We start from the raw sequence: 12,298 nt of genomic DNA, 5'->3' as shown, positions 1-12,298 counted from the left end.
CACACTTTTCGCATCTTTGTTATGCTATGGTTATTCCATACCATAGGCTTAACGGAGCGAATTATGAGAGTATTGGTTACAGGTGGTAGCGGTTACATTGGAAGTCATACCTGCGTACAATTGCTGCAAAATGGTCATGACGTCGTCATCCTCGATAACCTCTGCAACAGCAAGCGCAGCGTGCTGCCCGTTATTGAACGTCTGGGCGGTAAGCACCCGACCTTTGTCGAAGGCGATATTCGCAACGAAGCGCTTATAACCGAAATTCTGCACGATCACGCGATTGATACCGTGATTCACTTTGCCGGCCTGAAAGCCGTCGGCGAATCGGTCGCCAGGCCGCTGGAGTACTATGACAACAACGTCAACGGTACGCTACGGTTAATCAGCGCCATGCGTGCGGCCAACGTTAAAAACCTTATTTTTAGCTCCTCTGCCACCGTTTATGGCGATCAGCCCAAGATCCCTTACGTCGAAAGTTTTCCTACCGGCACGCCGCAAAGCCCCTACGGCAAAAGTAAATTGATGGTAGAACAGATCCTCACCGATCTGCAAAAAGCCCAGCCGGAGTGGAGTATTGCGCTGCTGCGTTATTTCAACCCGGTCGGCGCGCACCCGTCGGGCGACATGGGAGAAGATCCGCAAGGTATTCCGAATAACCTGATGCCCTATATCGCCCAGGTCGCCGTGGGTCGTCGCGAATCGCTCGCCGTTTTCGGCAATGATTACCCGACCGAGGATGGCACCGGCGTACGCGATTACATTCACGTTATGGACTTAGCCGACGGGCACGTCGTGGCGATGGAAAAACTGGCGGACAAATCCGGCGTACATATTTATAACCTCGGCGCGGGTGTCGGCAGTAGCGTCCTGGATGTGGTCAACGCCTTTAGTAAAGCCTGCGGTAAACCCATTAATTACCACTTCGCGCCGCGTCGCGACGGCGATCTCCCGGCGTATTGGGCGGATGCCAGCAAAGCCGATCGCGAGCTGAACTGGCGCGTCACCCGCACGCTTGACGAAATGGCGCAGGACACCTGGCACTGGCAGTCACGCCATCCGCAGGGATACCCAGATTAAGGATGTTGTTATGACCCCATTTAATCCCATCGATCATCCGCATCGCCGTTATAACCCGCTTACCGGCCAGTGGGTTCTGGTTTCGCCGCATCGCGCAAAACGCCCCTGGCAGGGGGCGCAGGAAACGCCGTCTCAGCAAATGCTGCCGGCCCACGATCCGGACTGCTTCCTGTGTGCGGGCAATACGCGTGTCACCGGCGATAAAAATCCCGATTACAAAGGGACTTACGTCTTTACTAACGATTTCGCGGCGCTGATGGCCGACACGCCGGATGCGCCGGACAGCCACGATCCGCTGATGCGCTGTCAGAGCGCGCGCGGCACCAGCCGCGTGATCTGTTTTTCTCCCGATCACAGTAAAACGCTGCCGGAGTTGAGCCTGCCCGCGCTGACGGAAATCGTCAGAACCTGGCAGACGCAGACCGCCGAGTTAGGCAAAACCTATCCGTGGGTGCAGGTCTTTGAAAATAAAGGCGCAGCGATGGGCTGTTCGAACCCGCATCCACATGGACAGGTCTGGGCCAACAGCTTCCTGCCGAATGAGGCCGAACGCGAAGATCGTTTACAAAAAGCCTACTTCGCCGAGCAGCGCTCGCCAATGCTGGTGGATTATGTCCAGCGGGAACTGGCGGACGGCAGCCGCACCGTGGTCGAAACCGAACACTGGCTGGCGGTGGTGCCTTACTGGGCGGCGTGGCCGTTCGAAACGCTACTGTTACCCAAAACGCATGTCCTGCGCATTACCGATTTAAACGACGAGCAGCGCGACTCTCTGGCGCTGGCGTTGAAAAAGCTGACCAGTCGTTATGATAACCTGTTCCAGTGTTCCTTCCCCTACTCAATGGGCTGGCACGGCGCGCCGTTTAACGGTGAAGAAAACGCACACTGGCAGTTGCACGCGCACTTTTATCCGCCGCTGCTGCGCTCTGCGACCGTCCGCAAATTTATGGTCGGCTATGAAATGCTGGCGGAAACCCAGCGTGATTTAACCGCAGAACAAGCGGCTGAACGCCTGCGCGCGGTCAGCGACATCCATTTTCGCGAATCCGGAGTATAAAAATGAATCTGAAAGAGAAAACGCGCGCGCTGTTTGCTGAAATTTTCGGCTACCCTGCCACCCACACGATTCAGGCGCCAGGCCGCGTCAATCTGATCGGCGAGCACACTGATTACAATGATGGTTTTGTTCTGCCCTGCGCTATCGATTACCAGACCGTAATTAGCTGTGCGCCGCGCGACGATCGTACCGTACGGGTGATTGCCGCCGATTACGACAATCAGGTGGACGAATTTTCACTGGATGCGCCGATCGTGACCCACGATAGCCAGCAGTGGTCTAACTATGTGCGCGGCGTAGTGAAACATCTGCAACAGCGTAACAACGCGTTTGGCGGCGTGGATATGGTCATCAGCGGCAATGTGCCGCAGGGTGCCGGGTTAAGCTCCTCCGCCTCGCTGGAAGTGGCGGTGGGCACCGTCTTCCAGCAGCTTTATCACCTGCCGCTGGACGGCGCGCAAATTGCGCTCAACGGACAAGAGGCCGAGAACCAGTTTGTCGGCTGTAACTGCGGCATTATGGATCAGCTCATCTCTGCGCTCGGCAAAAAAGATCATGCGTTGCTGATTGATTGCCGTACGCTCGGCACCAAAGCGGTTTCCATGCCGAAAGGTGTGGCCGTGGTGATCATCAACAGTAACTTTAAGCGCACTCTGGTGGGCAGCGAGTATAATACCCGCCGTGAACAGTGCGAAACCGGCGCCCGTTTCTTCCAGCAGCCGGCCCTGCGCGATGTCAGCCTTGAGGCGTTCAATGCCGTTGCCAGCGAACTGGACCCGGTAGTCGCAAAACGCGTTCGCCATGTATTGAGCGAAAATGCGCGCACCGTTGAAGCGGCAAGCGCGCTGGAGAAAGGTGATTTGCAACGTATGGGCCAACTGATGGCGGAGTCCCATGCCTCAATGCGCGATGATTTCGAAATTACCGTCCCGCAGATAGACACGCTGGTAGACATTGTCAAAGCGACCATCGGCGATCAAGGCGGCGTGCGCATGACCGGCGGCGGCTTTGGCGGGTGTGTTGTCGCGCTGATCCCGGAAGATCTGGTTCCCGCTGTGCAGCAGGCCGTTGCGCAACAGTACGAAGCGAAAACCGGAATCAAAGAAACCTTTTATGTATGCAAACCGTCACAAGGAGCAGGACAGTGCTAAATGAAACGCCCGCACTGGCCCCCGATGGTCAACCGTACCGCCTGCTAACCCTGCGCAACAGCGCAGGGATGGTGGTAACGCTGATGGACTGGGGAGCCACTCTTCTTTCCGCCCGTATTCCGCTGTCTGACGGCAGCGTTCGGGAAGCATTGCTGGGCTGCGCCAGCCCGGAACACTACCCTGAACAGACGTCGTTCCTCGGCGCCTCTATTGGCCGTTACGCGAACCGTATCGCCAATAGCCGTTATACGTTTGCCGGCGAAACCGTACAGTTAAGCCCAAGCCAGGGCGAGAACCAGCTACACGGCGGACCGGAAGGCTTTGACAAGCGCCGCTGGCAAATTGTGAACCAGAACGATCGCCAGGTATTATTCGCGCTCACCTCTGATGACGGCGACCAGGGCTTTCCTGGCCATCTTTGCGCCACGGCGCAATATCGTCTGACCGATGACAATAGAATCTCCATCACCTACCGGGCAACGGTCGATAAACCCTGTCCGGTGAATTTGACCAACCACGTCTATTTTAATCTGGACGGCGATCGGACCGACGTGCGCCAACATAAGCTGCAAATTCTGGCGGATGAGTATCTGCCGGTAGATGAATCCGGTATTCCACGCCAGGGGCTAAAATCGGTAGCCAATACCTCGTTTGACTTCCGGATGCCAAAAGTCATTGCCAGCGAGTTTCTCGCCGATGACGATCAGCGCAAGGTTAAAGGCTACGATCATGCTTTCCTGCTACAGACGCAGGGTGATGGCAAAAAGCCGGCGGCCCGTCTGTGGTCACAGGATGGAAAGCTACAAATGATGGTTTACACCACCGCCCCGGCGCTACAGTTTTATTCCGGCAATTATCTGGCGGGTACACCTTCCCGCGGGCCGGAACCTTATGCCGACTGGCAAGGGCTGGCGCTGGAGAGCGAACTGCTGCCGGACAGCCCGAATCATCCTGAATGGCCGCAGCCTGACTGTATCCTTCGCCCTGGCGAGGAGTACGCCAGCCTGACCGAGTATCAGTTTATTCCGTTCTAACGATATGCCGCTACATGCCCGATGACGCAAGCTTATCGGGCCTACGCGCCATTGCCCTGCTCAAACCTCCACCACTTAAAGACAAAATCGCAACTCTGAGTTCACAAGAACCTTACACTGCGCCACTATTTTCGCTATGGTTATGCGTAAGCATTGCCGCCAACACCTCGCGGCAATATAATGAGAATTATTATCATTACATATGATTTATAGGAGTGAGAGTATGGCTGTAACTAAGCTGGTTCTGGTACGTCACGGTGAAAGTCAATGGAACAAAGAGAACCGTTTCACCGGCTGGTATGATGTTGACCTGTCTGAAAAAGGCGTAAGCGAAGCAAAAGCAGCGGGTAAACTGCTAAAAGAAGAAGGTTTCAGCTTTGATTTTGCCTACACTTCCGTACTGAAACGCGCTATCCATACGCTGTGGAACGTACTGGATGAACTGGATCAGGCGTGGCTGCCGGTGGAAAAATCCTGGAAACTCAATGAACGTCACTACGGCGCGTTGCAGGGGCTGAATAAAGCGGAAACGGCAGAAAAATATGGTGACGAGCAGGTTAAGCAGTGGCGCCGCGGTTTTGCCGTGACGCCGCCGGAACTGACCAAAGATGATGAGCGTTATCCGGGTCACGATCCACGTTATGCCAAACTGAGCGAGAAAGAGCTGCCGTTGACCGAAAGTCTGGCGCTGACCATCGACCGCGTTATTCCTTACTGGAACGACACCATCCTGCCGCGTATGAAGAGCGGTGAGCGCGTGATCATCGCCGCTCACGGTAACTCATTGCGTGCGCTGGTGAAATACCTGGATAACATGAGTGAAGATGAGATCCTTGAGTTAAACATCCCGACCGGCGTGCCGCTGGTGTATGAGTTCGACGAAAACTTCAAGCCGATCAAACATTACTATCTGGGCAACGCTGACGAAATCGCTGCGAAAGCGGCTGCCGTGGCGAATCAGGGTAAAGCGAAGTAATCACCTTTGCCGGATGGCGGTATAACTGCCTTATCCGGCCTACGAGCAATGGGTAGGCCGGATAAGCGCAGCGCCATCAGGCAATATGTCTTAAACAGCGATCACGCCGTCCAGCACCACCTGCAATTTCCCCTGCGAACAGCGCTCCACACGTCCTCGTACCCGGTACACTTCAGCCAGACGCTCCGCAGTAATCACCGTCTCCGGCGCGCCGCTGGCGACCAGCCTGCCGTCTTTTAGCATCAGGACATGGTCACCATGACGCAGTGCAATATTAATGTCATGCGCCACGACTATCGTTACCCTATTTTGCGCTTGGGTATCCCGACGCACGAGATCCATTACGTGAAACTGATAGTTTAAATCCAGCGCGCTGAGCGGCTCATCCAGCAACAGAAGTTCAGGGCGACGAATCAGCGATTGCGCCAGACCCACTAACTGCCGCTGACCGCCGGAAAGCTGGTCGAGATACTGCAACGCCAGATGCGTTATGCCCAATTGCTCAAGGATAGCCAGTATCTGCGCTCTGCCCTGCGCATTGTCTCTGCCGCCTGATGCCCGCAGTACCACGATAATCGACTCCAGTACATGCAGATGTACGCCCTGCGGTAATGACTGCGGCAAAAACACAACTTTCTGCGCCCGCTCGGCAAACGATAACGACATGAGATCTTCGCCATCAAGCAGCGCCTCGCCGTCGGCGTTATTCAGCCCGGCCAGCGAACGTAGTAACGTCGATTTACCACAGCCGTTCGGCCCCAGCAAAATGGTAATTTTCCCGCGCGGCAGTAAGGGAACGTTGAGATCTGCAATAACCGGCTGAGTGGAATAGCCGGCGCTAAATGAGCGGAGCATTAACCCGCGCATCAGAGACTCCCCCGATGTCGCAATACAATGCTTAAAAAGAACGGAACCCCGACCAGCGAGGTGACAATCCCCACCGGCACCATGACGCCCGGAACACTATTTTTCGCCGCAATAGAGGCCAGCGATAACACCAGCCCGCCTATCAGCACGCTGCCCGGAAGGTAGAAACGGTGATCTTCCCCCAAAAGTATTCGCGCAATGTGCGGCGCAACGAGACCAATAAAACCAATCGGCCCGACGAAAGCTACCGCCAGCGCTGATAACAAGCTGATACGCAACAATGACAGCAGGCGTAAACGGCGGACATGAATCCCAAAGCTCATCGCCCTCTCTTCGCCCAGACGTAATGCCGTGAGTTGCCAGGCGCTTCGTAACGCGCAAAAAAGCACAGCAATAAACACCACGGCCAGTACGCCCAATTTTTCCCACGACGCGCGGACCAGGCTCCCCATCGTCCAGAATACCAGCCCCTGCAGCGTATCTTCATCAGCCACAAACTGCATAATGGCGACCAACGCGTTAAAGGTGAATACCAGCGCAATGCCGAACAACACCACTCCGGATGCGGCGACGCCTGTCCAACGGGTAATACCGTCCAGTAGTAACGCGGATAAAAGTGCAAAGATGAACGCATTGGCCGGGATAAACCAGGCGGCTGGAATACCGGGAATACCGATCCCCAACACAATCGCCAGCGCAGCGCCAAAAGCCGCCGCGGACGATACGCCAAGGGTAAACGGCGTCGCCAGCGGATTATTTAAAATGGTTTGCATTTCGGCGCCCGCTAACCCTAACGCCATGCCTACCAGCAGCGCCATCAGGGCATAGGGTAAACGAATATCCCAGACAATAACGTGTATGCCCGCATTCACCTTTTCCGGCTGGAAAAGGGCCTGCCACAGCGCACTGAGCGGTAAACCAGAAGACCCACAGGTTACATCCACCATCAGTGAAGCCATCATCGCCAGCGCAATAGCTAACATGAGCACAGCCCGTTTGCGTATGATCTGGCGATAGCGCGGAATGACGGGCGTGGAAGCGAAACCGGGGGCTAAAAGTGATTTGTCCTGACAGGTCATGGTTCGGGCTACGTTATTAATCAGAGGAGAATTATAGCGCCGAATTATTTCGTTATATATTTATTTATATTTCGATTGATGACACGGTGGCCTATCTCACCGGTTTCCAATAAAAAACCGGCCTTGCGGGCCGGTTTAAGACGTAATGAAGATTAACCGCGACGGGCTTTTACCGCTGCCGACAACTGACGAAGCAGCGCATCGGTATCTTCCCAGCCAATACAGGCGTCAGTAATGCTTTTACCGTAGGTCAGCGGCTGACCGCTTTCCAGACTCTGGTTGCCTTCTACCAGATGACTCTCGACCATCACGCCAATAATCGCTTTTTCACCGCCCGCTATCTGCTGACAGACATCGGCGCAAACCTCCATCTGCTTTTGAAATTGCTTACAGGAGTTGGCATGGCTGAAATCGATCATGACCTGCGGCGTCAGTCCCGCTTTGGTGAGGCCTTCTTTCACCTCAGCAACATGTTGCGCACTATAGTTTGGCGCTTTACCGCCGCGCAGAATGATATGGCAGTCGCCGTTGCCGCTGGTATTCACAATCGCCGAATGACCCCATTTAGTGACGGAGAGGAAGCAATGCGGCGCGCCGGCGGCGTTGATGGCGTCAATGGCGACTTTAATCGTGCCATCAGTACCATTTTTAAAACCGACCGGACAAGAGAGGCCAGACGCCAGTTCGCGATGAACCTGGGATTCAGTAGTCCGCGCGCCAATGGCACCCCAGCTCATCAGATCGGCCAGATATTGCGGCGTGATCATATCGAGGAATTCGCCGGCGGCAGGCAGGCCGCTGTCGTTAATATCCAGCAGCAGTTTGCGCGCAATACGCAGACCGTCGTTAATCTGGAAGCTGTTATCCATGTGCGGATCGTTAATCAGCCCTTTCCAGCCGACGGTAGTACGCGGTTTCTCAAAATAGACGCGCATAACAATTTCAAGCTCGCCTTGAAGCTCATCGCGTAGCGCCAGCAAACGGGCGGCATACTCTTTCGCCGCTGCCGGATCATGAATTGAACAAGGACCGATCACCACCAGCAGACGATCGTCATTGCCTTTGAGAATTTTATGGATGGCTTTGCGCGCGTGAGCAACGGTATTTGCTGCATTTTCCGTGGCGGGAAACTTTTCCAGCAGCGCGACCGGAGGTAATAACTCGTTGATTTCTTTAATGCGTAAATCGTCGTTCTGATAATTCATGTTTATTCCAGTGTTGCCGTACTTATCCCAATGAATGCAATCCCTCCAATCTATCTCTTCAATTAAATAGTGTAAACGGGCTTTTACACTTTGAACGGAATAATCCTGGAATTCAGGAAAAAAACGCACAAATGTAGCGAAAAATGGGATCTAACCTACACTTTTTAACTGTAACCACTCTGTTTATGAATTATTGCAAGATTCTCTGCTGCGTTAACCTGCGGCGGCGAACGCTTTTTATCCCTTATTTGAGGATTTGACTGACACGTGCACTGTTGGAAGAGGTTATCCGACATATCCACCATAACAGGAGCATCTTATGAAAATGACAAAACTGACTACGCTTTTACTCACCGCTACCCTCGGCCTTGCCAGCGGCGCAGCGTTAGCTGCTGAATCTAACGCGCAATCCAGTAATGGCCAGGCGAACTCGGCGGCAAATGCCGGTCAGGTTGCCCCGGACGCCCGCCAGAATGTGGCGCCAAATGATGTGAATAACAACGACATCAATACCAACGGCAATACTAACAGCACGATGCAGCATCCGGACGGTTCAACCATGAATCATGATGGAATGACCAAGGATGAAGAGCATAAAAATACCATGTGTAAAGACGGTCGCTGCCCGGATATTAATAAAAAAGTGGAAACCGGTAATGGCGTCAATAATGACGTGAATACCAAAACCGACGGTACCACACAGTAATGCAGAAAAAAGTCTGATAACGGGAGAGCTTTCGCTCTCCTTTTTATTTTGTCAGCGAAAAATCAGTATGATGTCTACAGTATTGATGAGAATAACAAAGGAATGACGTTATGGCGCACTCACACTCTCATGCCGATTCACACCTGCCGAAAGATAATAATGCTCGTCGCCTGCTTTTCGCCTTTATCGTCACTGCCGGATTTATGCTCCTTGAGGTGGTGGGCGGGATACTCTCCGGCTCTCTGGCGTTGTTGGCGGATGCGGGACATATGCTCACCGACGCGGCGGCCCTTCTCTTTGCGCTGCTGGCGGTTCAATTTTCCCGTCGCCCCCCGACTGTTCGCCACACTTTTGGCTGGCTAAGACTCACCACACTGGCGGCCTTTGTGAATGCCATTGCGTTGGTGGTCATTACCCTTCTCATTGTCTGGGAAGCGATAGAGCGCTTTTACACGCCACGTCCGGTGGCGGGCAATCTGATGATGGTGATTGCGGTCGCGGGTCTGCTGGCGAACCTGTTTGCATTCTGGATTCTCCATCGGGGAAGCGATGAAAAAAACCTGAACGTGCGCGCTGCCGCGCTACATGTGATGGGCGATTTGCTGGGTTCCGTCGGCGCAATAGTCGCCGCGCTGATCATTATCTGGACGGGCTGGACGCCAGCGGACCCGATTCTCTCTATTCTGGTTTCGGTACTGGTGTTACGCAGCGCCTGGCGTTTGTTAAAAGATAGCGTCAACGAATTGCTGGAAGGCGCGCCGGTTTCACTGGATATTAATGCCTTACAGCGCCATTTAAGCCGGGAAATCCCCGAAGTCCGCAACGTACACCATGTGCATGTCTGGATGGTCGGCGAAAAACCGGTCATGACATTGCACGTTCAGGTCATTCCGCCACACGACCATGATGCGCTGCTGGAACGTATCCAGGATTTCCTGATGCACGAATACCATATTGCGCACGCCACGATTCAGATGGAGTATCAAGTGTGTCACGGCCCGGACTGTCACCTGAATCAGACGCCATCCGGGCATGTTCATCACCATTAACGGGAAAACGCGCGCGATCCTCGCTCCCGCGCGCTGTTTATCCACAGGCGGCTACCGTTCACGGCGATAAATGTCAGGATCAGATATTCCAGCGACATCGCATAGACGCCCTGCAAAGCAAAAATCACCACACTGATCACGTTGATTACCACCCACAGGAGCCAGTTTTCGACATATTTGCGTGTCATCAGAATCATCGCCGCGATAGACAGTACCATCATGCAAGAGTCCCAGAACGGGAAAGCGTCCGGTTGCAGTACGGGCATTGTCACCTGTAACCCCAGCATCTGCATAATGGCGACGGCCACGCGCGTCAGGACGGCGAATACGGGATCGATATATCGCGTCATCAAACCAATGGCTATCACACATATCGCCAGCCATGCCATTGCTTTTGGCAACGGCAGCCAGCGGATTTTAAGCTCGGCTTCATTATCATTTGTTTGCCGAGACCACGCATACCAGCCATAAACATTGGCGGCAAAGAAAAAGAGTTGCAGCAACAGGCTGGCATAAAGCTGGATCTGAAAGAAAATAATCGCAAACAGGGTGACGTTAACCAGCCCAAAAAAGTAGTTGCTGATCTTCTCCAGACTGGCAAGCCAAATACAGAGCAGGCCGGCGATGGTTCCTACCGCCTCAATCCACGAGAGATCGTACCCGCCAGCGCCAATCGGAATATGAATCAGTATGTTGTGCGTACTAAAAAAATCCATTATCTCCCCCAAAGATTTCCGTCTTTACGCCCGAAGTGTAGTCGCAAAATCCAGCATCCGGTTGAGGGGCAGTAATGCGCCCTCGCGTAGCGCCGCATCAACCTGTATTTCATGCGCCGCGCCTCCCTGCTCCAGCCCTTCAGCAATGGCTTTCAGGCCATTCATCGCCATCCACGGACAGTGCGCGCAGCTACGGCAGGTCGCCCCCTCGCCAGCCGTGGGCGCTTCAAGCAGCTCTTTTTCAGGCACCGCCTGCTGCATTTTGTAGAAGATGCCGCGATCGGTCGCCACGATAAGCTGTCTGTGCGGCAGCGTTTCTGCCGCCTTAATAAGCTGACTGGTGGAGCCCACCGCATCGGCCATTTCGACAATGGACTGCGGCGATTCAGGGTGAACCAGAAGAGCGGCATCGGGATAGATTTTTTTTAAACGGGTCAACGCCTGGGTTTTAAACTCGTCATGCACGATACACGCCCCTTGCCAACACAGTACATCGGCCCCGGTCTGTTTTTGCACGTAATTCCCCAAGTGTCTGTCCGGCGCCCAGATAATTTTTTCCCCCAAACTATCCAGATGCTCAATCAGTTCTACGGCGATACTGGAGGTCACAACCCAGTCCGCACGCGCTTTAACAGCAGCCGAGGTGTTAGCATAGACCACTACGGTTCTGTCAGGATGCGCATCACAAAAAGCGCTAAATTCGTCTATTGGGCAGCCTAAATCCAGCGAACATTCCGCCGCCAGGGTAGGCATAAGAATGGTTTTTTCCGGGCTGAGGATTTTGGCGGTTTCCCCCATAAACCGTACGCCCGCTACCAGCAGCGTGGATGCGGCGTGCTTCGCGCCGAAACGGGCCATTTCCAGCGAGTCGGAAATACAGCCGCCGGTTTCTTCTGCCAACTGTTGAATTTCCGGATCGGTGTAGTAGTGCGCCACCATGACGGCATTGCGCTCTTTGAGCAACCGCTTGATTTTCTCACGATAAAATTGCTTTTCATCGTCGTTCAACGGCGTTGGTTTCGGCGGGAACGGGTAGATTGCGGCTTGTGGGTCAAACATTACGCTCATCGTGGCTTCTCGTTTTACTGACTTAACGAAACAACCGAATGAAAGCGTAATAAACGCCACAATCGGTTAATTTGTTTTATATGCTAAACAAGATAGCTGATTCAATAAGGAAAGTCACAATAATTACGTAGCCCCGTATCTGATGGCGGCGTAACGTCTTATCTGGCCTACGTGAGCGGTGCCGTCTGTAGGCCTGATAAGCGCAGCGCATCAGGCAAGACCCGAACCTGCGACAGGTTCGAATCTTCCATATCGCAGATAGCAAAAAAGCGCCTTTAGGGCGCTTTTTTACATTGGTGGGTCGTGCAGG

12 protein-coding genes are annotated in these 12,298 nt (G+C 53.8%); 7 read left to right on the top strand and 5 right to left on the bottom strand.

All coding sequences use genetic code 11. The features are described from left to right. Positions 1–63 precede the first annotated feature (63 nt). The 5 genes from galE (at position 64) to gpmA (ending at position 5,298) form a co-directional block, all read left to right on the top strand. Positions 64–1,080, top strand: coding sequence for a UDP-glucose 4-epimerase GalE (gene galE / locus ACLJRH_RS24770; protein WP_001265457.1), 1,017 nt, complete (start codon positions 64–66; stop codon positions 1,078–1,080). Between the two features lie 10 nt (positions 1,081–1,090). Continuing rightward, positions 1,091–2,137, top strand: a complete 1,047-nt coding sequence (galT, locus tag ACLJRH_RS24765; protein ID WP_000187471.1) for a galactose-1-phosphate uridylyltransferase — start codon at positions 1,091–1,093, stop codon at positions 2,135–2,137. 2 nt (positions 2,138–2,139) lie between these two features. Next, on the top strand, positions 2,140–3,288 hold the full coding sequence (galK, locus tag ACLJRH_RS24760; RefSeq protein ID WP_001049369.1) for a galactokinase: 1,149 nt from the start codon (positions 2,140–2,142) through the stop codon (positions 3,286–3,288). Beyond that, a complete protein-coding gene (gene galM, locus ACLJRH_RS24755; protein ID WP_000931428.1) occupies positions 3,282–4,322 on the top strand; it encodes a galactose-1-epimerase in 1,041 nt (346 codons plus the stop codon). Before galK ends, galM begins: the two co-directional genes overlap by 7 nt. A gap of 223 nt (positions 4,323–4,545) precedes the next feature. Then, complete coding sequence (gene gpmA / locus ACLJRH_RS24750) at positions 4,546–5,298, top strand: 2,3-diphosphoglycerate-dependent phosphoglycerate mutase (protein WP_000301554.1); 753 nt, start codon at positions 4,546–4,548, stop codon at positions 5,296–5,298. 90 nt (positions 5,299–5,388) lie between these two features. Here the strand turns inward: gpmA and ACLJRH_RS24745 are convergent, their stop codons facing one another. The 3 genes from ACLJRH_RS24745 to aroG form a co-directional block, all read right to left on the bottom strand. Beyond that, positions 5,389–6,165, bottom strand: a complete 777-nt coding sequence (locus ACLJRH_RS24745) for an ABC transporter ATP-binding protein (RefSeq protein ID WP_001214710.1) — start codon at positions 6,163–6,165, stop codon at positions 5,389–5,391. Next, positions 6,165–7,244 carry a FecCD family ABC transporter permease gene (locus tag ACLJRH_RS24740; RefSeq protein WP_023137459.1) on the bottom strand — a complete coding sequence of 360 codons (1,080 nt, stop codon included), beginning with the start codon at positions 7,242–7,244 and terminating at the stop codon, positions 6,165–6,167. The genes ACLJRH_RS24745 and ACLJRH_RS24740 overlap by 1 nt, the downstream gene beginning before the upstream one ends. A gap of 152 nt (positions 7,245–7,396) precedes the next feature. Next, complete coding sequence (aroG, locus tag ACLJRH_RS24735) at positions 7,397–8,449, bottom strand: 3-deoxy-7-phosphoheptulonate synthase AroG (protein WP_001109234.1); 1,053 nt, start codon at positions 8,447–8,449, stop codon at positions 7,397–7,399. A gap of 319 nt (positions 8,450–8,768) precedes the next feature. Between aroG and ACLJRH_RS24730 the strand changes: the two genes are divergently transcribed. Beyond that, positions 8,769–9,155 (top strand): YbgS-like family protein, encoded by a 387-nt coding sequence (locus ACLJRH_RS24730; protein WP_000784380.1) that lies wholly within the window; start codon positions 8,769–8,771, stop codon positions 9,153–9,155. A 110-nt stretch (positions 9,156–9,265) separates the two neighbouring features. Next, on the top strand, positions 9,266–10,204 hold the full coding sequence (zitB, locus tag ACLJRH_RS24725; RefSeq protein WP_023137460.1) for a CDF family zinc transporter ZitB: 939 nt from the start codon (positions 9,266–9,268) through the stop codon (positions 10,202–10,204). Here zitB and pnuC read toward each other — a convergent pair. Next, positions 10,201–10,920, bottom strand: coding sequence for a nicotinamide riboside transporter PnuC (gene pnuC / locus ACLJRH_RS24720; protein WP_023137461.1), 720 nt, complete (start codon positions 10,918–10,920; stop codon positions 10,201–10,203). The genes zitB and pnuC overlap by 4 nt on opposite strands. 24 nt (positions 10,921–10,944) lie before the next feature. After that, positions 10,945–11,988 carry a quinolinate synthase NadA gene (gene nadA, locus ACLJRH_RS24715; protein WP_000115342.1) on the bottom strand — a complete coding sequence of 348 codons (1,044 nt, stop codon included), beginning with the start codon at positions 11,986–11,988 and terminating at the stop codon, positions 10,945–10,947. Positions 11,989–12,298: the final 310 nt, after the last annotated feature.

Source organism: Salmonella sp. SAL04162 (assembly GCF_046551535.1).
GTDB classification, from domain to species: domain Bacteria; phylum Pseudomonadota; class Gammaproteobacteria; order Enterobacterales; family Enterobacteriaceae; genus Salmonella; species Salmonella enterica.
This window is presented reverse-complemented; position numbering and strand designations above follow the sequence as displayed.

Bases quoted from the DNA above. Each gene is read 5' to 3' on its own strand.
- ACLJRH_RS24740 (WP_023137459.1), bottom strand. From the start codon at position 7,244: ATGACCTGTCAGGACAAATCACTTTTAGCCCCCGGTTTCGCTTCCACG.
- ACLJRH_RS24745 (WP_001214710.1), bottom strand. From the start codon at position 6,165: ATGCGCGGGTTAATGCTCCGCTCATTTAGCGCCGGCTATTCCACTCAG.
- galE (WP_001265457.1), top strand. From the start codon at position 64: ATGAGAGTATTGGTTACAGGTGGTAGCGGTTACATTGGAAGTCATACC.
- aroG (WP_001109234.1), bottom strand. From the start codon at position 8,449: ATGAATTATCAGAACGACGATTTACGCATTAAAGAAATCAACGAGTTA.
- nadA (WP_000115342.1), bottom strand. From the start codon at position 11,988: ATGAGCGTAATGTTTGACCCACAAGCCGCAATCTACCCGTTCCCGCCG.
- zitB (WP_023137460.1), top strand. From the start codon at position 9,266: ATGGCGCACTCACACTCTCATGCCGATTCACACCTGCCGAAAGATAAT.
- pnuC (WP_023137461.1), bottom strand. From the start codon at position 10,920: ATGGATTTTTTTAGTACGCACAACATACTGATTCATATTCCGATTGGC.
- galK (WP_001049369.1), top strand. From the start codon at position 2,140: ATGAATCTGAAAGAGAAAACGCGCGCGCTGTTTGCTGAAATTTTCGGC.
- gpmA (WP_000301554.1), top strand. From the start codon at position 4,546: ATGGCTGTAACTAAGCTGGTTCTGGTACGTCACGGTGAAAGTCAATGG.
- galT (WP_000187471.1), top strand. From the start codon at position 1,091: ATGACCCCATTTAATCCCATCGATCATCCGCATCGCCGTTATAACCCG.
- ACLJRH_RS24730 (WP_000784380.1), top strand. From the start codon at position 8,769: ATGAAAATGACAAAACTGACTACGCTTTTACTCACCGCTACCCTCGGC.